The sequence below is a fragment of the Halorubrum sp. Hd13 genome (genome assembly GCF_002252755.1).
In the GTDB taxonomy this organism is placed as follows: domain Archaea; phylum Halobacteriota; class Halobacteria; order Halobacteriales; family Haloferacaceae; genus Halorubrum.
In genome coordinates, this window is the sequence record NZ_NHOY01000069.1 from 37,704 (window position 1) to 60,623 (window position 22,920).

Consider the following 22,920-nt stretch of genomic DNA (forward strand, 5'->3'; position numbering starts at 1 on the left):
CGCCCCGGTTCCTCACCGGGCACTTAAATCCGCGTGGAGGCGGTCGCGGCCGCACGGCGGTCGTCGGCTTCCGTCACGCCCGAACCATGCGAGCGATCGACACGAAATCGCCGGCGATCGGGTGCGATCGGGGGTGACTACCGCCGAAACGGCCGCGGAGAAACACTACCCTTTTGACCCTGCTGTCGGTAACGAACGGTATAATGGGCCGACGCAAGAAGATCGTTCAAGAGTGCGAGCGGCTGATGGACAGCCCGGAGAACATCCGGAACATCGCCATCGCCGCCCACGTCGACCACGGCAAGACGACCCTCTCCGACAATCTGCTGGCCGGCGCCGGCATGATCTCCCAGGACACCGCGGGCGAACAGCTCGCGATGGACACGAAGGAGGACGAGCAGGAGCGCGGTATCACCATCGACGCGGCGAACGTCTCGATGACGCACGAGTACGAGGACACGAACCACCTCGTCAACCTCATCGACACGCCCGGCCACGTCGACTTCGGGGGCGACGTCACCCGCGCGATGCGCGCGGTCGACGGCGCACTGGTCGTCGTCGACGCCGTCGAGGGCGCGATGCCCCAGACCGAGACGGTGCTCCGGCAGGCGCTTCGCGAGGGCGTGAAGCCGGCGCTGTTCATCAACAAGGTCGACCGCCTCATCTCCGAGCTCCAAGAGGGGCCCCAGGAGATGCAGGAGCGGCTGATGTCCGTCATCGCCGACGTCAACGAGCTCATTCGCGGGATGGCCGAGAACATGGACGACATCCCCGAGGACTGGACCGTCTCCGTCGAGGGCGGCACCGTCGGCTTCGGCTCCGCGCTGTACAAGTGGGGCGTCTCGATGCCGTCGATGCAGCGGACCGGTATGGACTTCGGCGACATCATGGACCTTGAGAAGGCCGACAAACGCGACGAGCTCCACGAGCGCACGCCGCTGTCGAACGTCGTGCTCGACATGGTCTGTGAGCACTTCCCGAACCCGGTCGACGCACAGCCCCGTCGTGTCCCGCGCATCTGGCGCGGTGACGCCGACTCTGAGCTGGCCGACACGATGCGGATGGTCGACGAGGACGGCGAGGTCGTCTTCATGGTCACCGACATCTCGATGGACCCGCACGCGGGCGAGATCGCGACGGGCCGCGTCTTCTCCGGCACGCTGGAGAAGGGCCAGGAGCTGTACGTCTCCGGCACCGCGGGCAAGAACCGCATCCAGAGCGTCGGCCTCTTCATGGGGTCGGAGCGCGAGGAGGTGGAGCACGTCCCGGCCGGTAACATCGCGTCCGTCACCGGGCTGCGAGACGCCATCGCCGGCTCCACGGTCTCCTCCGTCGAGATGACCCCGTTCGAGTCGATCGAGCACATCTCCGAGCCGGTCATCACGAAGTCCGTCGAGGCGCAGAACATGGACGACCTGCCGAAGCTCATCGAGACGCTCCAGCAGGTCGCGAAGGAGGACCCGACGATCCAGATCGAGATCAACGAGGACACGGGCGAGCACCTCATCAGCGGGCAGGGCGAGCTCCACCTCGAAGTGATCACCCAGCGGATCCGCGACAACCAGGGGATCCCGGTCATCACCGGCGAACCGATCGTCGTCTTCCGCGAGCAGCCCCAGGAGGCGTCCCGCGAGGTCGAGGGGGTCTCGCCGAACCGCCACAACAAGTTCTACATCACCGTCCAGCCGATGGATCAAGACATCGTCGACGCCATCCAGCTCGGCGAGGTCTCGATGGACATGCCCGAACTGGAGCGCCGCGAGGCGCTGCAGGAGGCCGGCATGGACAAGGACACCTCCCAGAACGTCGAGGACATCCACCGGACGAACATCCTCATCGACGACACGAAGGGGATTCAGCACCTCAACGAGACGATGGAGCTCGTCTTAGAGGGCCTCCAGGAGGCGCTCGACGACGGCCCGCTCGCCGCCGAGCCGGTCCAGGGGTCGCTGTTCCGCCTGCACGACGCGAAGCTCCACGAGGACACCATCCACCGCGGGCCCGCGCAGGTCATCCCCGCCGTCCGCGACGCGGTCCACCGCGCGCTGATCGACGGCGAGGTCCGCCTGCTGGAGCCGATCCAGGACGTCCGGATCGACGTGCCCTCGGAGCACATGGGCGCCGCGTCCGGCGAGATCCAGGGCCGCCGCGGCCGCGTCGACGACATGTACCAGGAGGGCGACCTCATGGTCGTCGAGGGCATCGCGCCCGTCGAGGAGATGATCGGCTTCTCCTCCGACATCCGCTCGGCCACCGAGGGCCGCGCCTCGTGGAACACCGAGAACGCGGGCTTCCGCGTCCTCGTCGACAACCTCCAGCGCGAGAAGATAATGGAGATCCGCGAGCGCAAGGGGATGAAGCTGGAACTGCCGCAGTCGATCGACTACTTCTAAGCGTCGGTCGGCCCGCGGTCGCGGTTTTCTTCGGTTAAGGGGTCTTCTTCGGTTTGGGGGTCTTCTTCGATTTTGCGGCGTTTCCTCGCGACCGAGAGAGCCGTCTCGCCGAATCCGGATCGGATTCTCGCGGCCGCAGTCACCCGACGAAGGTGACCGTCTCGGTTATCTCGCACCGGAGGGTCCCGACCTCGATCCGACCGCCGATCCCCCGTAGCCACGTTTTCCGTACCGGAACGGTAACGTTCGACTCCATCGTCGCGGTCGCTCCGGTCCCGTCGCCGTCGGCGGGCCCCGAGTAGTTCAGGATCGGATTCACGGCTCCTCGGCCGCTCCCCGGCTCGAACGCGTGGCGGATCTCGGTGCGTCCGGACACGTCCCCGTCCGTCGTGTCCCCGTAGGCGTTGGCGTTCGAGAAGAAGACCGTTCCCGAACCGTCCCCGTTCAGTCTGAGACGGAGCGAGAGGCGCGGTCGTCCGAGGGCGTAGTTCCAGTCCCGACTGTCGTCGTCCACGGTCGCCTCGTAGCTGACGATGCGGAGCCCGCCGTCGTGGAACCGGTCGGAGCCGTCGTTCGGTCCCTGCACCGTCAGTACGAGGGTCGCGTCGACGCCCTCGCCGGCGAATCGATCGGTGTCCTCGTCGATGATCGCCCAGTCTCCGTGCCCGCCCTCGACGGGAGGGCCCCACGAGGGCGATTCGTCCGGCGATCCGGTCGTTTCCATCGCCAGATCCGCCCCGATCAATCCCGCCATCGCGAGCGCGACGTACTTCAGAACCGGCCGCCTGTCGGTGGCGGTCGGACCCGATCCTCTGTCGGTGGAGGGCATCAGCGCGGACGATACCGCTGCCGTCCGAAAATGTCTTTTGCCTGTTTCGAGACTGAAACGCCCACCGTACCCGCGGATCTCGACCGAACACGTCTCTCCCCGTCGAACCGTCCCCGCCGCCCCCGTGCGGTTCGTTCACACGGAGGCGGGCGAGGCAACGCCTGCCATCGCCGAAGGCTTATACCCGATCCCCCGACTCCTTTCGGGTATGCAGACGGGCACGACTCCCGCTCGGCGCATCGCGACGGAGCCACCAAGCGACCGCTCCGCGTCGCCGACAGGACCGTGCCGGATCGCGATCGCAGGAGTAATTGCTCCACCCGCCTCGGCGCGCCGCACGGAGGTGGCGGCGTGAGCGACGACCGCGACGGCGCTCCCGAGGAGGCGGCGGACGACGACGCCAGCCCCGACGGGGGGCACGCCTCGGCGACGCCGTCGACGCACACGGTGCGGCTCGAACTCGTCGACGAGCCCGGACAGCTGCTCGCCGCCCTCCGGCCGATCGCCGACAACGGCGGGAACCTCCTCTCGATCTACCACGAGCGGGGGAACAAGACGCCCCGGGGCCGAATCCCGGTCGAGGTCGACTTCGAGGCGACGCAAGAGCGCTTCGAGGGGATCGTCGAGGCGCTCCGGAGCGAGGGCGTGAACGTGATGCAGGCGGGGACGGAGCGGTACGCCGAGGAGGTGACGCTGCTCCTGTTCGGCCACCTCATCGACACCGACCTCTCCGACACGCTCTCCCGGATCGAGGCCTGCGCGTCGGCGTCGGTCGCCGACGTGTCGCTCGCGGCGCCGCAGGGGACCGAGGAGGCGTCGAGCGCTCGGCTCCGCCTGGAGGCCCGCGCCGGCGAGACGGAGGCCGCGCTCGCGGCGGTCCGGGAGCTGGCCGAGGAGAAGGAGCTGCGCCTGGTCGAGCCGCTCACGGGGGTGGAGGCGTGAGACTCGCCGTCATCGGCGCGGGCGCGGTCGGGCGCTCCGTCGTCGACCTCGCGAGCGAGTACGGCCACGAGGTCGTCGCCGTCGCGGACTCCTCGACGGCGGTCGTCGCGGACGGGACGGGCGGCCGGGACGCCGGCGTCGACCCCGACGCCGTGGTGGCCCGGAAGGCGGAGCGGGGGATCGTCGGCGACGCCGACCCCGCGGACGCGCTGGCGGCCGACTACGACGTCCTCGTCGAGGCGACGCCGACGACGCTGGGCGACGCTGAGCCCGGCTTCTCGCACGTGACTCGCGCCTTGGAGCGCGACCGCCACGCCGTGCTCGCGAACAAGGGCCCGGTCGCGGAGCGCTTCGGCGACCTGCGGGCGGCCGTCGCCGACAGCGCGGGCGAGATCCGGTTCGAGGCCACAGTCGGCGGCGCGATTCCGGCGGTCTCGACCGTCGAGGACATCGAGCCCGGCCACGTCACGGCGGTGCGCGGCGTGCTCAACGGGACGGCCAACTTCATCCTCACGCGGATGGCCGCGGAGGGGCTCGACTACGAGCACGTGCTCGCGGAGGCGCAGGACCTCGGCGTCGCCGAGGCGGACCCCTCCTTCGACGTCGACGGGACCGACGCGGCGCTGAAGTGCGTCATCCTCGCGAACGTGCTCTCGTTCGGCGCGGCCGACGACCCGGCCGACGCTCGCGAGTTCACGCTCGAGGACGCCGACGTCTCCGGGATCCGCGACGTCCCCGGCTCGGCGCTCCGGCTCGCCGCCGAGGACGGCCGGACGGTCCGGCTCATCGGCGAGGCGACCGGCGAGACGGTCCGGGTCGCCCCGCGGCTCGTCCCCGAGAACGGGACGCTCGCGGTCTCGGGCACCCAGAACATCGTCCAGATCGAGACCTCGCACGCGGGTCGGCTCAACATCTCGGGACGCGGCGCCGGCGGCCCGGAGACCGCCAGCGCGGTGCTCGGGGATGTCGGGCGACTGGAGTAGCGATTTTCACCCCGTTTCGGGGGACGACCGACCCTCTCGCAGTCGAACCGCGTGACCGGGACCCCTACCGTGTGTCCCGCTGACGTGCCCCGCGTTGTCGAGAATCGCCTGACTGCGTCGCGATGGCCTGTGAACCGTATCGAAACCGTTTTAGTGGAATCAACCGAAACTTACTCACAGAGCGCCTTAGCGCGTGATTACCCCATGAGTGACAAACCGCACCAGAACCTGGCCATTATCGGCCACGTCGACCACGGCAAGAGTACGCTCGTGGGTCGCCTCCTCTTCGAGACGGGGAGCGTCCCCGAGCACGTAATCGAGCAGCACCGCGAGGAAGCCGAAGAGAAGGGCAAGGGCGGCTTCGAGTTCGCCTACGTGATGGACAACCTCGCCGAGGAGCGCGAGCGCGGCGTCACGATCGACATCGCCCACCAGGAGTTCGACACGGACAACTACTACTTCACCATCGTCGACTGCCCGGGCCACCGTGACTTCGTGAAGAACATGATCACGGGCGCCTCGCAGGCCGACAACGCGGTGCTCGTCGTCGCGGCCGACGACGGCGTCGCGCCCCAGACCCGAGAGCACGTGTTCCTGGCCCGCACGCTGGGCATCAACGAGCTCATCATCGGCGTCAACAAGATGGACCTGGTCGACTACCAGGAGTCCACCTACAACGAGGTCATCGAGGAGGTCAAGAACCTGCTCAACCAGGTCCGCTTCGCGACCGACGACACGACATTCGTGCCGATCTCCGCGTTCGAGGGCGACAACGTCTCCGAGGACTCCGAGAACACTCCCTGGTACGACGGCCCCACCCTGCTGGAGTCGCTCAACGACCTGCCGGAGTCCGAGCCGCCGACGGACGCGCCGCTCCGACTCCCCATCCAGGACGTGTACACCATCTCTGGTATCGGGACCGTCCCCGTGGGACGCGTCGAGACCGGGATCCTCAACACCGGCGACAACGTCTCCTTCCAGCCGTCCGACGTGGGCGGCGAGGTGAAGACGGTCGAGATGCACCACGAAGAGGTGCCCAAGGCCGAGCCCGGCGACAACGTCGGGTTCAACGTCCGCGGCATCGGCAAGGACGACATCCGTCGCGGCGACGTCTGTGGCCCCGCCGACGACCCGCCGAGCGTCGCCGAGACGTTCAAGGCGCAGGTCGTCGTCATGCAGCACCCGTCGGTCATCACGGCCGGGTACACGCCCGTCTTCCACGCCCACACGGCGCAGGTCGCCTGTACGATCGAGTCGATCGACCAGAAGATCGACCCGTCGTCCGGTGAGGTCGCCGAGGAGAACCCGGACTTCATCAAGTCCGGCGACGCCGCGGTCGTCACCGTGCGCCCGCAAAAGCCGCTCAGCATCGAGCCGTCCGGCGAGATCCCGGAACTCGGCAGCTTCGCCATCCGCGACATGGGTCAGACCATCGCGGCCGGCAAGGTGCTCGAAGTCAACGAGCGATAATCGATGCAGCAGGCACGCGTCCGCCTCGCCGGCACGAGCCCCGAGGACCTCGACGACATCTGCGACGACGTCCGCGAGATCGCGGACTCGACGGGGGTCGCCCTGTCGGGCCCGATCCCGCTGCCGACGAAGACGCTCGAGATCCCGTCGCGAAAGTCCCCGGACGGTGAGGGGACGGCGACGTGGGAGCACTGGGAGATGCGCGTCCACAAGCGTCTGATCGACATCGACGCCGACGAACGCGCGCTCCGCCAGCTCATGCGCGTCCAAGTGCCGAACGACGTCAGCATCGAGATCGTTCTCGAAGACTAAGCGCTAGGGCGTATTTCGCTCTCTCCGCATTTTCTACCGCCGCCAGCGACGGCGCCGCGGTCTCCTCTCCACTCGCGTCACCGAACGTCCAGCAGTCCGGCTCGTCCCGAGAGGAGGCCGCAGAACGCGCCGACGGCGTGAGCGATCAGCGCGACGCCGGGCGCCGCGGTCGTCACGGTGAGCGCGACGGCGGCGAGCCCGAACAGCGCGAACTGCGCGCGCGGCGGGAGCCGCAGTCGGTCGAACAGCGTCGCGGTCACGACGTTGCCGGCGAGAAGGTAGCCGCCGAGCGCGAAGACGGCGCCGCTCAGCCCCAACACGGCGGTCGGCGGACCGATCAGCCCGCCGAGCATCACCTGCGCGATCCCGGCGACCGCCCCGGTCGTCACCACGAACGCGTGGAACCGCAGTCGCGTCGTCCGGCGCTCGACGAGGGGGCCGACGAGGAGCAGCGCGAGGCCGTTCGCCAGCAGGTGGCCGACCGACCCGTGCGCGTATACGCTGGTGACGACCGTCCAGGGCGCCAGCGAGAGCGGGGTCGACAGCGCGAGGAGCCCGGCGAGGCCGACGAGGCGCAGTGCGCCCTGCACGACTCCGACGAGCGCGGCGGCCGCGAGGGTTTCCAAGGTGGCCCGCATCGACGGGACTTCACGCCGGACCGACTTAAGCGCGGCCGCGTCGGTCGGATCGCGTCGGTCAGATCACGTCGTCCGGAGCGTGAGCCGCCGCCATGCGGTCGGCCTCGGCCGCGTACCGTTCGCGTTCGGCGGGGTCGTCGACGCTCCCGACGTTCTCCGGGTCGGCGTCGACCGCGGCGGTGGTGTCCCGGACGTCGGTGAAGGAGGTGAGGGCGCGCTCCTTCCGGAAGTAGCGTTTGCCGTCGGGCGTGGCGTAAGTGAGGATCACCATGTTCTGCTCGTCGTCGGAGTACGTCCGCTCGACGAGCCACATTCGGACGGAGTCGGACATGTGTGATATTTTGATAGACGCACAAAAGCGCTTTTCGGCAGTCGGCAGTTCGCGGGAACGCGGTCCGGTCCGTCCCGTGGCGGCGGTCGCACACGGTCGCCGAACCGTCAGCGTTATATGTTTTAGGGCAACCTAAATCAACGCATGACCGTCGAACGGCGCCTCGAACGCCCGCGGACCGGTGAGAGAGCCGGTCGGTTCCGAACGGCCCGACGCCGGGGGTCGCGGCCGTGACCGAGGCCGGCCTCCGGGCGCGGCTCCGCGCCGAGCTCTCGCGGAAGCGACTCACCCTCGTCGGGACGCTCTTCGTCGTCGGGCTCAGCGCGGCGATCATCGCTCGGAGCCTCGACGCGGACGCGGTGGTCGGCGCGGTGACGGCGGCGGACACGACGCTCCTCGCCGCCGCGCTCGGCGTCTACCTGCTCTCGTGGCCGCTCAGGGGGCGGCGGTACGGCGACGTGCTCGCGGCGATGGGCCGGCGCTGCCGGACCGGCTTCCTCACGGCGACCGTGTTCGCCAGCCAGACCGCGAACCTCGCCGTTCCGGCGCGGGCCGGGGACGGCGTCCGCGCGTACCTGCTCAAGGAGCGCCGGGACGTGCCGTACCCGACCGGCGTCGCCTCGCTGGCCGTCGAGCGCGCGTTCGACCTCGTGGCGATCGGCGCCCTGGGCGGCGTCGCGCTCGCGCTCCTGTTTCTGACCGGTCGGTCGCCCGGGTCGGGAGCGTCCGTCGGCGCCGTCGCGCCGTCGACCGCGCTCGCGGCCGCGGCCGGTATCGCGGTCGTCGCCGCGGTGCTCTCGGTCGCGACCGTCGCGGTCGCCCGGAGCGACCGGCGGTTCGGCCGCGCGCTCCGCGACCGCGTATCCGGATCGCGACTCGCGGGGGCCGTCGACGCCGCCGTCCGGTTCGGCGCGTCCGTCCGCGTCGTCGCCGCCGATCCCCGGCGCCTCGGCGCGGTGTTCCTCTGGAGCCTCGGGATCTGGGCGCTCGACGTCCTCACGGCGGTGCTCGTGCTCGCCGCGCTCGTGGGCGGACTCGGCGGGCCCGTCCCGGCGCCGACGCTGCTCGTCGTCGGGACGCTCGCGGTCAGCGTCGGCAACCTCGCGAAGGTGCTCCCGCTCTCGCAGGGCGGGATCGGGCTGTACGAGGCGGCGTTCACCGGCCTCGTCGTGAGCGCGACCGGGCTGCCCGTCGAGACGGCGCTCGCGGCGGCGATCCTCGACCACGCGCTGAAGAACGCCGTCACGCTCGCCGGCGGCGGAGTCGCGGCGCTCGCGCTCGGCCTCTCGCCGACGGCCGGGCCGACGACGGGCGACGAGCCGGCTCCCCCGGCGAAGGCCGACGGGGGAATCCCCGCTGACGGACCGGAAGCGGCCGACGAGGGAGAGTCGCCGAGCGCCGGACCGCCAGATTTTTAGGTTAGCCTAAAAACCTCGGTGTATGGAAAAACGCCGCTCAGCCGCCGCGAGCGGGGACATCTGCGTGATCGTCCCTACGATCCGAGAGTACGAGTGCCTCCGCGAGTACGTCGCGAACGCCCGAGAGCACGGGTTCGACGTCTCCCGGCTCCACTTCGTGCTCGTCACAGAGGACTTCTGTGACGTCGACGAGATGCGCGCGATGCTGGACGACCTCGACGTCTCCGGCGAAGTGTTCGACGGCAGCCGCCGCGAGGAGTGGTACGAGGCCAACGGCGTCGCGGAGTACGGCCACGTCGTCCCGGCCGCCAGCCACGCCGAGACGAGCTTCGGACTGCTCTACATGTGGGCCGACGACGCCTTCGAGTACGGCCTGTTCATCGACGACGACACGCTCCCGCACGACGACGAGGACTACTTCGGGCGCCACATGGAGAACCTCGCGTTCGAGGGTTCGATCGAGTCCGTCGGCTCCGACGAGAGCTGGGTGAACGTCCTCTATCAGAACGCCGACGAGCACGGGCTCTACCCCCGCGGCTACCCGTACTCGGCGATGGACGAGACGGTCGAAACGGGCACGGCCGAGATCGAGGCGGGCGAGGTCGTCGCCTCGCAGGGACTGTGGACGAACGTCCCCGACCTCGACGCGGTCCGGATCCTGATGGACGGCGACTTGGAGGGCCAGGCGCAGACCCGGACGACCGCCGACGACTTCGGCGGGGACTTCGTCGCCGCGCGCGGCAACTACCTCACCGTCTGCTCGATGAACCTTGCGTTCCGCCGCGAGGTGATCCCCGCGTTCTACCAGCTCCCGATGGACGACAACGAGTGGGACGTGGGCCGCTTCGACGACATCTGGAGCGGCGTGTTCCTCAAGCGCGCCTGCGACGTGCTCGGCAAGCGGATCTACAACGGCCGGCCCCTCTGCGAGCACAACAAAGCCGCCCGCTCGACGTTCGACGACCTCCACAACGAGGTCGCCGGGCTGGAGCTGAACGAGCACCTCTGGGAGCTCATCGACGACGCGGGGGCGGACGCCGGCGACTACGCCGCCGTGTACGCCGCGATGGCCGACCGACTGGCCGACGGCGAGTTCGAGGAGTACCGGAACGGTGCGTTCTTCACCCACGTCGGCGAACACATGCGCGATTGGCTCGACTGCCTCGACGCGATCCGCCGGGCGCCGGCGGTCGCGGACGACTGAACCGACACCACTAAGTCGATTTAGGTTAGCCTAAAACACATGACTCAGCACTTCTCAGACGACGTGGACCGCCGGCGGTTCCTCGCGGCGACGGGCGCCCTCGGCGCGGCCGGGATCGCGGGTTGCATGGGCGGCGACGACGGCGACGGTGACGGCGACGGCGACGCCGAGGGGTCGATCGGACAGATCGGCTCCGGCCGCGCGGGGCGCGGGGCCCCCGGCGGCACCCCCATCGCCGAGATGCCCGACCTGGAGGGCGAGCTCACGGTCTACTCCGGCCGCGGGGAGTTCCTCGTCGGCGAGCTCGTCGAGTACATCGACGACCAGTACGACGGCTTCGACCTGACCGTCAGGTACGGCGGCTCCACCGACCTCGTCAACCAGATCGCCAACGAGGGCGACGGGTCGCCGGCCGACGTGTTCTACTCGGTGAACGCCGGGTCGCTCGGCGCGCTGGCCGACGAGGGACGCACGCAGGCGCTTCCCTCGGAGATCACCGATATGATCCGATCGGAGTTCCGCACCGAGCAGTGGATCGGCACGTCCGGTCGCGCCCGCACCGTTCCGTACAACACCGAGGAGTTCTCCGAGGGGGACCTCCCCGACGACGTCATGGCCTACCCGGAGGAGTTCGCCGGCACCCTCGGCTGGGCGCCCTCGTACGGCTCCTGTCAGGCCTTCGTCACCGCGATGCGGCTCATCGAGGGCGAGGAGGCGACGCTCGACTGGCTGGAGTCTGTCGTCGAGTCAGGCATCAGCAGCTACCCCGACGAGTTCGCCGCCTGTCAGGCGATCGCCGACGGCGAGATCGACGCGGCGTTCACGAACCACTACTACATTCAGCGCGTCCTCGACGGCAACCCCGACGCGTCGATCGGCACCGCGTTCACGAGCGGCGACGCCGGCGCGGTGTTCAACGTCGCCGGCGCCGCGGTCATCGACACGGCGAGCGACGCGACCCTCGCCCAGAACTTCGTCCGCCACCTGCTGTCGGCCGAGGCGCAGGACTACTTCGCCCGGACGACGTTCGAGTACCCCCTCATCCCCGACGTGGAGCCGATCGGGGACCTCCCCTCGATCGACGAGCTCGACGTCCCCGACATCGACCTGACGCAGCTGTCCGACCTCGAACCGACGATCGACCTCATGCGCGAGGCCGGCGTCGAGGTGTAGGTCCGCGCCGCCGCCCGTGGCCTCTCCTCCGGCCCTCCGCCGTCCCCGCCGGCTCGCCCGCCGCCTCGCGAGCGGCGCCCGCGTCCGGCTGGCCGAGGCGGACCGCCTGACGCTGGCGGCCGCCCTCCTCACCGCCGCGACGGGGGCGGTCACCTTCCTCGTCGCCGCGACGCTGTTCCGCTACCACTCCGTCAACCACGACGAGGCGGTGTACCTCACGCAGGCCGCGCTGCTGCTCTCCGGCCAGCTCGAGATCCACGCCGGCGCGCTGGCCGACGCCGTCCAGCCGTGGTTCTTCATCGAGGACGGCGGGCGGCTCTACCCGAAGTACAACCCCGTCCCCGCCGCGATGTACGCCGTCTCGATGGCGCTGTTCGGCGAGCCGCGGGTGACGCTCGCGGCGGTCGCCGCCGGTAACGCGGCGCTCGTGTACCTGCTCGGGTCGACGATATTCGAGCGGCGGGTGGGTCTTGCCGCCGCCGTCTGCTTCGTCGCCTCGCCGCTGGCGCTCGTCACCTCCTCGGTGTTCCTCCCGTACGCGCCGACGACGTTCCTGAACCTCCTGTTCGCGGTCGCGTATCTCCGGAGCGTCCGCGACCGGTCGCTCCCGCTCGCGGGGCTCGCGGGCGTCGCGATCGGGCTCGCCTTCTTCGCCCGGCCGTACACGGCGGTGCTGTTCGCGGCGCCGTTCATCCTGCACGCGCTCGTCCGGACCGTCGCCGCGGTCAGGGCGGTCGTCGCGACCCGAGAGGTCGTCGCGGTCCGGGACGTCGGGAGTCCGTCGCTCCGGCTCCCCGGCACGGTCCGTCGCCACGGCCTCACCGCCCTGTTCGGGACGCTGTTCGTCGGGGTCACCCTCGCGTACAACCTCCGGATGACCGGCTCCCCGCTGACCTTCCCCTACGAGGCGTTCGCGCCGATGGACGGCCCCGGATTCGGCGAGCGCCGGATCCTCGGCCACAGCGAGGAGTACACGCCCGAACTGGCGCTTCGATCGAACGGATATGCGCTGTGGTACCTCGCCACGCGGTGGGTCGTCGCCGGGCCGCTCGGGACGCTGCTCGCGCTCGCCGGCGGCGGACTGGCGGCGCGCGGGTGGCTGTCGGGGCGGGGCGCGCTCGGGTCCGGTGGCGACGCTCGATTCGAGCGCACCGCCGGAGTCTTGGTCGCCGGCGTCGCCGGCTCCGTCGTCGTCGGCAACCTCTTCTTCTGGGGGACGAACAACCTCCTCGCGACGCTCTCGGATCCGACGGACGGGCTGGTCGCCGGCTTCGGGCCGTTCTACCACTTCGACCTCCTCGTCCCGCTGTCGCTCTTCGCCGGCGTCGCCGTCGTCGCCGGCGGGCGGGGGCTCTCCCGGCTCCGCGCGCGGCTCGCGTCCCGCGTCACGCCGGGAACCGCGCGGGCGGTCGTCGCCGCGCTCGCCGTCATCGCGGTCCTCGGCGGGGCGCTCGGCGCGGCGGCCGCGGCCGAGGCGCCGCTCGACCGGCACGCGTCGCACGCCGAGAAGTACGAGACGGCCTACGCGCCGATCGAGACGGCCGAGTTCGACGACGACCTCGTGTTCGTCCCCACGCCGTACGGCGAGTGGCTCGGCCACCCGTTTCAGGCGCTCCGGAACGAGCCCGGGCTGGACGGGCCGGTCGTGTACGCGCTCGACCGCGACCCGGTCGAGGACTTCGCGGTGATCGACGCGTACCCCGACCGCGAGTTCCACCGCTACGCGTACCGGGGCGAGTGGACGCCGGACCCGACCCGGCACGTCACCCCGAAGCTCGAACCGCTCGACGTCCGGGAGGGGTCGCGGGTCGGCGCGGAGACGACCGTCGGCGTGCCCGACCGCGTCCAGCGCGCGGTCGTTCGACTGGAGACCGCGCGCGGCGACGGGGACGCCGAGTACGGCGTGCGCGATCCCGACGGCTCGCTGACGGTCGACTGGTCGCTGACGCCCGCCGGCGCGCGGTTGGCCGGCGCGCCGAACGCGACCGCCCCGATCGACCCCGCGGGCGACGAGGTGATCGTGACGGTGACGCTCGTCGACCCCGCGGGCTCGACGTTCACCTACCGGCAGGAGGCGACGGTCCGGGCGACGGACGAGGGGACGGTCGAGGCGATCTGGCCCCCGGAGCGCTCCGTCTGCCGGCTCGCGGTCGCGTGCGGATCGGAGGAGACGTATCTGCCCGACGACCCGGACGCCCACGCCGAGTGGGTTGCCTTCGAGACGGACGCCGAAGCGAGCGAGGCAACGTGAGCTGACCGCTTATAATTCGTGGCCGTCGCTCGCGGTTTCGAAAACGCCGCCGGCGGCGGTCCGCTGTGCCCACAGCGTCCGTCCGGACCGCCGTCCGGCGTCCGCGACGCTCTGCGCGGCCTCAGAGCCGCCGCAGCCGCTCTTCGACGCACACCGTCACGATCGACTTGGCGATGGCGGCGCCGCCCTCGATCGGGTCGAGCTTCGTCTCGCCGAGGCGCTCGGCGTAGTCGATCGGGCGCTCGCGCACGTCGCGGCCGCGCATCAGCGGGCGGATGAGGAGCTCGGCGGAGAGGCCGGTGTTCTCGGTCCACTCGATGCCCTCGACGACGTCGCGGCGGTACGCGCGCATCCCGGTGGTGGTGTCGCGGACGCGCTCGCCCATCAGGACCGACGCGAGGAGCGCGAACGCGTGGTTGCCGAGGCGATTGAACGCCGGCATCGCCTTCGCGCCGTGGTAGAGCCGGTCGCCGCTGACGACGTCGGCGCCGTCGTTGATCGCCTCGAGGAACTCCGGGAGCGCCTCCATCGGGTAGGTGTCGTCGCAGTCGGTCGTGACGACGACCGGACGGTCGGGCGCGAGGATCGCCTCGCGGACGGCGACGCCGTATCCCTGCGGCTCCTGCTCGATCACCGTCGCGCCGTGCTCGCGGGCGATCTCCGGGGTCCGGTCCGAGGAGCCGTCGACGCAGACGACCTCGGCGCGTCCGCCGGTGACCTCGTCGATGTCGTCGAGGACCGTCGCGATCGCCTCCTCTTCGTTGTACGTCCCCATCACGACGCTGACGTCGTCGAAGGTGTAGTGCTCGGCGTCGTCGGCGGCGGTCGCCGTGTCGCCGTTGGAGGTCGCGTCGCCGTCGGCGGTCGCCGCGTCGCCGTCGGGGGTCGCATCGCCGTCTGTCGCCGCATCGTCCCCCGTCTCGTCGACCTCGGCGGCCGACCCGTTCGCGCTGAGTGATCCGCTCATTACCTCGTACGGGTCGCCCCACCCACTTGAGCTTTTAGGTTTGCCTAAAACAGAGTCAGAACCGGCGCTCGACGTCGTCGGCGACGCGCAGCGCCAGCGCGGCGATCGTGAGCGTGGGGTTCATCGCGCCGCCCGTGGGGAACACCGAGCTGGACGCGATCCAGCAGTTGTCCAGGTCGTGGGTTCGGCAGTCGGCGTCGACGACGCCCGCCTCGGGGTCGTCGCTCATGCGGGTCGTGCCCATGTGATGGTAGGCGGGGCCGGTCGCGTCGGGGCCGGCGACCCACTCGATCTCCGCGCCCAGCTCCTCGAGGACCGACCGCTGGATCTCGTTGGCGCGCTCGACGGTCCGGAGCGCCCGGTCGCCGACGCGCCAGTGGATCTCCGGGACCGGGTTGCCGTGACCGTCGGTGCGGTCGGAATCGAGCGTCACGTAGCTGTCCGACCGGGGGAGCTGCTCGACGAGTCCGCCCATCGCCACGTGAGTGCCGTAGCCGTCGCGGAGCCGCTCTAAGAGGGCGTCCCCCCAGTCGTCGCCGGTCAGCGCCATCTCGACGGGCGAGGGCCCGGCGTAGTTGAAGAACTCCAGCTTGAACGGGGCGGTCTGCGCGTCGGCCTCGTCGTAGAACTGGTCGCAGGCGCTGGTGTAGAACCCGACGTGGTTCTGGCGCGTCGGCTCGTCGAGGGTGCCGCCGACGCCCGCGAACAGGTGGTCCATGAAGAACTTCCCGACCGTCCCGCTGGAGTTCGCCAGGCCGTCGGGGTAGTCGTCGGACTCCGAGAGGAGGAGGAGCCGCGGCGTCTCCACGCCGCCGCAGGCGACGACGAACGCGTCGGCCGCCTGCCTGTGCTCCTCGCCGTCTGGCGTCGCGTACACCGCGGCCGTGACGCGGTCGGCGTCGTGCTCCAGCCGCTGGACGGGCGCGCGGTCGATCACGGTCGCGCCCCGCTCCTCCGCGCGCTCGGCGTGGACGGTCGCGTCGTACTTCGCGCCCGCCGGGCAGACGGGCTGGCAGGTGCCGTAGCCGACGCAGGCGGAGCGGTCGTCGTACGGCTCCGAGTTGCGCGCGTTCGGCACCGAGTGCATGTCGATCCCCAGCTCCTCGCACGCCTCCGCGAACAGCGAGTCGCTGTAGGAGGGCTCGAACGCCGGCATCGGGTGCGGCTCCTCGCGCGGCGGCGCGTAGGGGTTGTCCGAGGCGCCGGCGACGCCCAGCTCGCGCTCGGCCTCGGCGTAGTACGGCCGGAGGTCGGCGTAGTCGATCGGCCAGTCCGCGCCGACGCCGCGCGCCGTCTCGGAGGCGAAGTCGTCCTCGTGGAGCCGCATCACCATCCCCTGCCAGTGGAGCGTCGACCCGCCGACCCCCTTGACGCGGGCGTGGTTCAACGGGTAGAACCGCTCGCCGGCGTTGCTGTAGGCGTCGCGCTCGCCGCCGCCGCCCCACACGTCGGGCCGGTCGTAACTCGGGCGGATCGCCCGCTCCTGCCGCGCGAGTCGGTCGGCGGGGTCGAATCGGGGCCCCGCGTCGAGGACCACGATCTCGCGGTCCGCGGCCAGCCGGTCGGCGACGAGCGCGCCCGCGGGACCGGCGCCGACGACGCAGACGTCCGCGTTCGCGACGGGGGATCGGTCGATGTCGCGGACCGCCTCGCGATCGGTCCCTCCCCCTCGGGCGTCGCCCGCGCTCATCGCGGTCCCCGCCGGTAGCTCTCGGTCCCGCCGGGGTGTCCCTGCGGGTTCTCCAGTCCGACCAACTCCCCGCCCGTCGGCGAGGCGTACAGCCCCAAGAGCAGTTCGTTGACGACGTAGTAGCGCACCCGCTCCGCGAGCGTCCCGTCCGGGTCCTCCGCCGCCGTGTCGGCGCCGACCTCTCGGAGGAGCCTGTCGCGGTCGCGCTCGGTGAGATCCGCGACCGGCGCGCCGTGCCACGAGCGGGCGGCCGCGTCGAGTTCGCCGACCGCGGCTCGAACCCCCTCCGCGTGGGTCGACCCGTCGAGGCGCCCGTCGAGGAAGCCACCGACGAACGCCTCGACGCCGTCGATCTCGCTCGGATAGAGGACCGTCGCGACCGCGGTCATCGACGCCCGGACGACGGCCTCGTCGGGGAGGCTGTCGCCCCCCTCGCCGCCGTCGGCCGCGTCCCCCCCGGCTCCGGGACCGTCGCTCGTCCGCCGGGCCGCGAGGGCGACCCCCCCGGTCGCGCCGACGGCGGCCAGCGCGGCCACCGCGTCGCGACGCGTCAGTTCCATATTCGGTTTAGGCCTCCCTAAACTATTATATCCGTCGGACCCGATCGACGACCGAACCGGAACTGCTAACGGTCGGTGCCACGTCCCTCCGATAACGCACCCCGTCTCCCGGACCATGAGCCTGACACGCCGGATCCGCGATTTCCTGACCGACGGCGACGGCCGCCTCCCGCCGGGACTGACCCTCCTGTCCGCGGCGATCGCCGCGACGATGATGTTCCCGCTCGCGTGGCTGGTGATCGAGGCCGTCACCGTCGAGCGAGCGCGGGCGATGGACCTCCTGTTCAGCGCCGGGACCGCCGAGGTGCTGCTCAACAGCCTGCTGCTAATGGGCGGCGTCACGGCGTTCTCGATCCTGTTGGGGGTCCCGCTGGCGTATCTCACCGCTCGCACCGACCTCCCCTTCCGTCGGTTCTGGTCGGTCGCCGCCGCGCTCCCGCTCGTCGTGCCGAGCTACGTCGGCGCGTTCGCGTTCGTCTCCGCGTTCGGCCCCCGAGGCGAGTTCCACGACGTGCTCGCGCCGCTGGGGGTCGAGCGCGTCCCGGAGATATACGGGCTCTCGGGGACGATCCTCGTCATCACCCTGTACACGTACCCGTACGTCTACCTGACGACGCGAGCGGCTCTCCTCTCGTTCGACACGACGCTGATCGAGGCGGCCCGCACGCTGAACCACGGTCGGATCGGGGCGTTCCGCCGGGTGACGCTCCCCGTGATCCGGCCGGCGATCGCCGCCGGGTCGCTGCTGGCGGCGCTGTACGCGGTCTCCGACTTCGGCACGCCCTCTATCATGCGGCTGCCGGTGTTCACCCGGCAGATATACGTCGAGTACAACGCGTTCGGCCGGGACTACGCCGCGCTGCTCTCCCTCCAACTGCTCGGGGTCGTGCTCGTCGTGCTCGCGTTGGAGTGGCTGGTCCGGTCGGACCGGGACGCCCACGGCGACGACGCGGGCACCACCGACCGACCGGTGAGCCTCGGCCGGTGGCGGTGGCCGGCGACGCTGTTGCCCGCGTCGGTGGCCGGGGTCGCGCTCCTCGTCCCGCTCTGGATCCTCCTGTTGTGGCTCGTGCGCTCGGAGGCCGGCCGGCGCCCCTCGATGGCGTTCGAGCCGATCCAGGTCGTCAACAGCGTCTCGGTCGCCGCCGCCGCCGCGGTCGCCGCCGCGCTGGCGGCGATCCCCGTCGCGTACTTCGCCGCGAACCACGACTCGCCGCTCGCGACGCTGTTCGAGCGGGCCACGTACGTGGGGTTCGCCGTGCCCGGGATCGTGTTAGCGCTCGCGCTGGTCTACTTCGGCTCCGGGTACGTCCCGTGGATCTACCAGACCCTCCCGCTGCTCGTGTTCGCGTACGTCGTCCGCTTCCTGCCGCAGGTGGTCGGCTCGACGCGGACCGCGATCCTCGGGGTCGACCCCACGCTCGTCGAGGCCGGCCGGACCCTCGGCGAGTCCTCGATGGGGGCGTTCCGCCGCGTGACGTTCCCGCTCACGCGGTCCGGGATCGTCGCCGGCGCCGCCCTCGTCTTCCTCACGACGATGAAGGAGCTGCCCGTGACGCTCATTCTCCGTCCCTCCGGGTTCGAGACGATCGTCACGCAGATCTGGCGCGCGCAGGAGGACGCCCTGTACCAGTACGCGGTCGTCCCAACGCTCATCCTGCTCGTCATCTCCGGGCTCTCGATGGTCGTCATCCTCGCGCAGGAGGGCGGCAGAGAGGGGCTCTGAGCGCGGACGGAGAGCGGGATCGCGGGAGCGACGCGGATCGACCGACGCGTACTTACCGGCCCGCGTCGACTCGCGTGTATGCTCGATGACTCGACCGTGCTGGTCACGGGCGGCGCGGGGCTCGTCGGAAGCCACCTCGCGGCCCGGCTCCTCGACCGCGGCGCGACCGTCCGCGTCGCCGACGACCTCTCGAAGGGCGACCGCGACCGGGTCCCCGACGGCGCCGACTTCGTCGAGGCCGATCTGACCGAGCCGGGTGACGTCGCCGAGGCGGTCACCGGCGACCTCGATACCGTCTTCCACTTCGCCGCGTACACCGACACGAACTACGACGACGATCGGGAGCTGTTCGAGGACAACACGGCGATGACGTACAACGTCCTCGAACGCATGCACGAGGTCGACGTCGACCGGCTCGCGTTCACCTCCTCCTCGACGGTGTACGGCGAGGCGCCCCGCCCGACGCCCGAAGATCACGGTCCCCTCGAACCGATCTCCATCTACGGCTCCTCGAAGCTCGCCGACGAGGCGCTGATCTCCACGCACGCCCACTCGTACGGGGTGCAGTCGTGGGTGTTCCGCTTCGCGAACATCGTCGGCCCGCACCAGCGCGGCAACGTGATCCCCGACTTCATCCAGAAGCTCGACGACGACCCTACGAGTCTGGAGATCCTCGGCGACGGCCGGCAGGAGAAGTCGTACATGCACGTCTCGGAGTGCGTCGACGCCATCCAGTACGTCGTCGAGCGCGCCGACGAGGACCTAAACGTCTACAACCTCGGCACCCGGACGACCACCTCGGTCACCGACATCGCCGACATCGTCGCCGACGAGCTCGGCGTCGACCCCGACTACGCGTACACCGGCGGGGACCGCGGCTGGACCGGGGACGTGCCGAAGATGCGCCTCTCCATCGAACGGCTCGTCGACCTCGGCTGGGAGCCGTCGATCGAGAGCGACGAGGCGGTCCGGCGGAGCGCGCGCGAACTGATCGACGAGATCGTGGAATAGCGAGTAATCGCTTCGGCTCCGTCGAAATATTCAGTCGATGGTGGGTCGTTGAGATGATGCTGAATACAGGGCGCGAATGCAGCACGTATCCGGTCCTGTTCACCAGTCAGCCCAGCCAGCACGTCAGTCCAGGACGAACGGGAAAGCCAGCTGTCCCGTCGCGGTTCGTGAGCGCCGACCGACAATTCTCGGTTCGCTCAGTTCCGCTTCGAACTCGGCGTAGAGTTCCTCGGCGGGATGGCTCGATAGCGGCCTGACGACGAAATTGAGGGCGACGTTCGCCTCGCCCGGTGCACTCGAACGTCCGGCTGGTGGTTTGCCGAGGTCGTCAGCATCGATAACCGTCCAGCCAGTGAGGTCTCTATCGAGGGTGAATGTCGGGGTATTCCCGGTGGCTGGCGAGCGGAGGTAAACGTTCGCGTCGAAACCGCTCCCATCGACGGCGGGAGCGCGCAAGCATAGAGTCAGGCGGTCCGTGCGTAGCCCCTTCCGGTGGTGGACAACGACGTGGAAGGGAATCCACTCAGGGGGCGATTCCGGGGTTGCGGGCAGGGGCACGTCTTGACGAAGCATGAAAGACACATCGGGGTCGTCGTCGTCCCCAAATACAAGATGGCGTTCCCGACCGCCCATCTGGATCAGTTCGTGCGGTGTTCCGAAGGTCTGTTCGGACGCGCGTGGCATCCGGGTTAGACAACCGGCCAGGGCGAGTGTGCCGGCGCTTGCCGTTCCGGCAAGGAACTGTCGCCGTCCGAGTCCGCCTGAATCGGTTTCTGGAGTTGCCTTAGTGGTCATGGTGAGCTATCGCTCTCAACTGAAGAGAGAGTAGATGCAGCATATACGACGAGCAGAAATATAAAGATAGGTTGACATTCCATCGCACTGCTCCTTGCTATTAGCACAGATATATAGCCAGGTCACCAGCAAGGGCCCATCTCTGTGATTGGTCGTTGTGGCGGTTCTTAACCGGAATAACCGATAGCGTCGTGATAGATGTAGCCTCTATAGCTTGTATGCGACAGTCTTGCAGATTCGATACCTGTCAGAAGTCACCTTGCAAGATACACAGTGCTTATTCAGCATTCGTTGGCTACGGTTAGTTCGGCTCTGGCACCTGGCTGTCGGGAAACTGTTCAGCGAGATTTTTCGTTCCGATCGTTACGGTCCAGTCGGTTGGATCGTTGTGTTCACCCTTCTGGATGGCACGAATACGGACACCAGAGTCGGTCGGATTCACTTGGATGCCGTCTCCGAACTGTAAGCGGTTGAATCGCTCCCGTGAAACGTCGAGGTGTCCGAAGTCGCTCTCCAACAACGACAGATTGGCCGTTTCGACACTCGACAGACCGACCAGAAATCTCACGCCAGTAAAACGCTCTTGGAGCGCTCGAAACGTCTCGTCAGAAACCGCCACGTCGGTTGCAGTCCGCACGATATCGGGATACTCCTCCGGTTCCCACCCGAAGATTCGACTCTGACCATCCGACCACAACCAACAGAGGTCCGCGACGTATCCCTGCACGCGGTCGGTTGCCCACTGGACCTTGATACCTTTGTACGAAAGGAACGCGGGTTCTGATCGAGACAGGACATCCAGACAGCCACTTGTCGAACCGAGACCGGCGAGTCCAAGGGTAGAAATAATGAACATTCTCCGGGAGTGGTTCATGATCTGTTGTCCTACTGTTTGGAGGTGAGAGAGAATGAGCATTCCGGGTCAACCCGAAACGAAGGGGCATAACTGAACCGGTACCTCGAATGACGGGGCCGATCTGCTGAACTCACGCTCTGTATCTCGTACCTCACTACTGACAAAAACTGGGGAGATCTCGTAGGCGCTGCTGAACACACAGCGCATAGTCAGAAGGTGAGTCGAAGCACGACGGTTTGCAGCGGTGAACGTCATGTGTCACATCGTCGGGCGGGGCCCGTCTATAGCACCACCGGCCTCTCTCCAAGCGTTGAAGCCACCTTCGATGTTTGCAACCCGGGTCAGTCCCATCTCTTTGGCACGCTGTGCGGCGAGTAATGATCGGCTCCCGATTGCACAAACGAAGACAAACTCGGAGTCGTCACCGAATTCGCTGATAAAGTAGGGACTCTCGGGATCGATGTGGAATTCCAGCATCCCTCTCGGTGCGTGCACCGCGCCCGGTATCTCGCCGTGTTCGAGATATTCAGACGTGTCGCGAACGTCGACGAACGTAACGCCATCATCACCGAACCGTTTTATACCATCCGCTGTCGAATACGTTTTGACCTCCTCGGCTGCTTCGCTAATCAGTTGCTTGTAGCCCTTGCTGATTCCGGTTGATTTGTGCTCTTTATCCATAATCAATCATTATGTATTGGGGTTAAGAGGTATTAACTGTATCAGTACGTCAGATCTCCGTCTATCAAAGGCGGCTCAGTCGTTTAGGATAGCAGACACGAGCGGCCGACGAAGGGATATCTCGGCGCCACACGTAGAGGTACATATGGAACCGAATCCTAGGACTGTTGTTGAACGGATCATTGTGGCGCAGAACGACCACGATCTGGAGGGAATGTTGGAGTGGTTTGCACCAGACTACCGGACGGAGACGCCTGTACACCCGGAACGAAACTTCACCGGCAGTGATCAGGTACGCGAGACTTGGGAGACGGTCTTCCGAACGACACCAGATTTCAAAGTAGATGTTCTGAATCTCGTTGAGCACGGAGATACCGTCTGGACCGAGCTTCGGCACTCGGGAACACAGATTAACGGAACGCGAATCGACAAGCGGGGAGTCATCATCTTCGGTGTCGAGGACGGCCTGTTGGTTCGCGGACGGGTCTACCTTGAGCAGTCAGAATCGGGGGACCAGACGTGGCAGGAACTCTACGAGGTCACGAGCGAAAACAGCACGAACTGAACGTACCACAGAATGTACTTGAAAATTGGTAGCGCCACCTGCAGCCAGTTCGCGTCGATTATCGGTTTGAGCAATTTAGGGCGCGTATCTTACAGATGTCCCTGTCACTCCCAAACTTTGTTACT

Annotated in this window: 21 protein-coding genes; 12 read left to right on the forward strand and 9 right to left on the reverse strand. The window is 68.6% G+C overall.

The features are described 5' to 3' along the window. The first annotated feature begins 203 nt into the window (after window positions 1-203). The gene (locus tag DJ81_RS09265) at window positions 204-2,393 is read left to right on the forward strand and encodes an elongation factor EF-2 (RefSeq protein WP_094525448.1); all 2,190 of its coding nucleotides are present in this window, start codon (window positions 204-206) and stop codon (window positions 2,391-2,393) included. A gap of 139 nt (window positions 2,394-2,532) precedes the next feature. Here DJ81_RS09265 and DJ81_RS09270 read toward each other — a convergent pair whose 3' ends face one another. Next, window positions 2,533-3,222, reverse strand: coding sequence for a hypothetical protein (locus DJ81_RS09270; protein WP_094589412.1), 690 nt, complete (start codon window positions 3,220-3,222; stop codon window positions 2,533-2,535). 351 nt (window positions 3,223-3,573) lie between these two features. On the opposite strand from DJ81_RS09270, the gene DJ81_RS09275 reads away from it, so the two are divergent. From DJ81_RS09275 to rpsJ, 4 genes are all read left to right on the forward strand, one after another. Then, the gene (locus tag DJ81_RS09275) at window positions 3,574-4,164 is read left to right on the forward strand and encodes an ACT domain-containing protein (protein ID WP_094525450.1); all 591 of its coding nucleotides are present in this window, start codon (window positions 3,574-3,576) and stop codon (window positions 4,162-4,164) included. Next, complete coding sequence (locus DJ81_RS09280) at window positions 4,161-5,147, forward strand: homoserine dehydrogenase (protein ID WP_094525451.1); 987 nt, start codon at window positions 4,161-4,163, stop codon at window positions 5,145-5,147. The genes DJ81_RS09275 and DJ81_RS09280 overlap by 4 nt, the downstream gene beginning before the upstream one ends. 204 nt (window positions 5,148-5,351) lie before the next feature. Next, on the forward strand, window positions 5,352-6,617 hold the full coding sequence (tuf, locus tag DJ81_RS09285; RefSeq protein ID WP_094525452.1) for a translation elongation factor EF-1 subunit alpha: 1,266 nt from the start codon (window positions 5,352-5,354) through the stop codon (window positions 6,615-6,617). A gap of 3 nt (window positions 6,618-6,620) precedes the next feature. Continuing rightward, window positions 6,621-6,929: a 30S ribosomal protein S10 gene (rpsJ, locus tag DJ81_RS09290; RefSeq protein ID WP_004048854.1), complete on the forward strand. Its 309-nt coding sequence runs from the start codon at window positions 6,621-6,623 to the stop codon at window positions 6,927-6,929. 77 nt (window positions 6,930-7,006) lie between these two features. Here the strand turns inward: rpsJ and DJ81_RS09295 are convergent, their stop codons facing one another. Continuing rightward, on the reverse strand, window positions 7,007-7,567 hold the full coding sequence (locus DJ81_RS09295) for a rhomboid family intramembrane serine protease (protein WP_094589414.1): 561 nt from the start codon (window positions 7,565-7,567) through the stop codon (window positions 7,007-7,009). 58 nt (window positions 7,568-7,625) lie between these two features. Further along, a complete protein-coding gene (locus DJ81_RS09300) occupies window positions 7,626-7,898 on the reverse strand; it encodes a hypothetical protein (protein ID WP_094525454.1) in 273 nt (90 codons plus the stop codon). Between the two features lie 230 nt (window positions 7,899-8,128). Here DJ81_RS09300 and DJ81_RS09305 point away from each other — a divergent pair, with 230 nt between their 5' ends. Genes DJ81_RS09305 through DJ81_RS09320 form a run of 4 tightly spaced genes read left to right on the forward strand, consistent with a single transcriptional unit; the run spans window position 8,129 to window position 13,944 of the window. Continuing rightward, the gene (locus tag DJ81_RS09305; protein ID WP_094589416.1) at window positions 8,129-9,316 is read left to right on the forward strand and encodes a lysylphosphatidylglycerol synthase transmembrane domain-containing protein; all 1,188 of its coding nucleotides are present in this window, start codon (window positions 8,129-8,131) and stop codon (window positions 9,314-9,316) included. Between the two features lie 22 nt (window positions 9,317-9,338). Next, window positions 9,339-10,520, forward strand: coding sequence for an alpha-1 4-glucan-protein synthase (locus DJ81_RS09310; RefSeq protein ID WP_094525456.1), 1,182 nt, complete (start codon window positions 9,339-9,341; stop codon window positions 10,518-10,520). A gap of 39 nt (window positions 10,521-10,559) precedes the next feature. After that, entirely contained in the window at window positions 10,560-11,693 is a 1,134-nt protein-coding gene (locus DJ81_RS09315) for an extracellular solute-binding protein (RefSeq protein ID WP_094527651.1), read from the forward strand. 16 nt (window positions 11,694-11,709) lie between these two features. Continuing rightward, a complete protein-coding gene (locus DJ81_RS09320; protein WP_094527650.1) occupies window positions 11,710-13,944 on the forward strand; it encodes a glycosyltransferase family 39 protein in 2,235 nt (744 codons plus the stop codon). Window positions 13,945-14,065: 121 nt separating this feature from the next. On the opposite strand, the gene DJ81_RS09325 is transcribed toward DJ81_RS09320, so the two are convergent. The 3 genes from DJ81_RS09325 to DJ81_RS09335 form a co-directional block, all read right to left on the reverse strand. Then, window positions 14,066-14,719 carry a dolichyl-phosphate hexose transferase gene (locus tag DJ81_RS09325; RefSeq protein WP_249269112.1) on the reverse strand — a complete coding sequence of 218 codons (654 nt, stop codon included), beginning with the start codon at window positions 14,717-14,719 and terminating at the stop codon, window positions 14,066-14,068. A gap of 247 nt (window positions 14,720-14,966) precedes the next feature. Next, window positions 14,967-16,601 (reverse strand): GMC family oxidoreductase, encoded by a 1,635-nt coding sequence (locus DJ81_RS09330; RefSeq protein WP_094527649.1) that lies wholly within the window; start codon window positions 16,599-16,601, stop codon window positions 14,967-14,969. Continuing rightward, window positions 16,598-17,161: a gluconate 2-dehydrogenase subunit 3 family protein gene (locus DJ81_RS09335; RefSeq protein WP_094527648.1), complete on the reverse strand. Its 564-nt coding sequence runs from the start codon at window positions 17,159-17,161 to the stop codon at window positions 16,598-16,600. The genes DJ81_RS09330 and DJ81_RS09335 overlap by 4 nt, the downstream gene beginning before the upstream one ends. A 115-nt stretch (window positions 17,162-17,276) precedes the next feature. Between DJ81_RS09335 and DJ81_RS09340 the strand changes: the two genes are divergently transcribed. Then, on the forward strand, window positions 17,277-18,887 hold the full coding sequence (locus tag DJ81_RS09340) for an iron ABC transporter permease (protein ID WP_094525462.1): 1,611 nt from the start codon (window positions 17,277-17,279) through the stop codon (window positions 18,885-18,887). A 78-nt stretch (window positions 18,888-18,965) separates the two neighbouring features. Next, on the forward strand, window positions 18,966-19,898 hold the full coding sequence (locus tag DJ81_RS09345; RefSeq protein ID WP_094557369.1) for an NAD-dependent epimerase/dehydratase family protein: 933 nt from the start codon (window positions 18,966-18,968) through the stop codon (window positions 19,896-19,898). A 123-nt stretch (window positions 19,899-20,021) separates the two neighbouring features. On the opposite strand, the gene DJ81_RS09350 is transcribed toward DJ81_RS09345, so the two are convergent. The 3 genes from DJ81_RS09350 to DJ81_RS09360 all read right to left on the reverse strand — a co-directional run bounded on the left by DJ81_RS09350 (window position 20,022) and on the right by DJ81_RS09360 (window position 22,230). Continuing rightward, window positions 20,022-20,693, reverse strand: coding sequence for a hypothetical protein (locus DJ81_RS09350; RefSeq protein ID WP_141212556.1), 672 nt, complete (start codon window positions 20,691-20,693; stop codon window positions 20,022-20,024). A 301-nt stretch (window positions 20,694-20,994) separates the two neighbouring features. Then, the gene (locus DJ81_RS09355) at window positions 20,995-21,567 is read right to left on the reverse strand and encodes a hypothetical protein (protein WP_141212557.1); all 573 of its coding nucleotides are present in this window, start codon (window positions 21,565-21,567) and stop codon (window positions 20,995-20,997) included. 240 nt (window positions 21,568-21,807) lie between these two features. After that, window positions 21,808-22,230, reverse strand: a complete 423-nt coding sequence (locus DJ81_RS09360) for a rhodanese-like domain-containing protein (protein ID WP_094589422.1) — start codon at window positions 22,228-22,230, stop codon at window positions 21,808-21,810. Between the two features lie 145 nt (window positions 22,231-22,375). Here DJ81_RS09360 and DJ81_RS09365 point away from each other — a divergent pair, with 145 nt between their 5' ends. Beyond that, on the forward strand, window positions 22,376-22,795 hold the full coding sequence (locus tag DJ81_RS09365) for a nuclear transport factor 2 family protein (protein ID WP_094589424.1): 420 nt from the start codon (window positions 22,376-22,378) through the stop codon (window positions 22,793-22,795). Window positions 22,796-22,920: the final 125 nt, after the last annotated feature.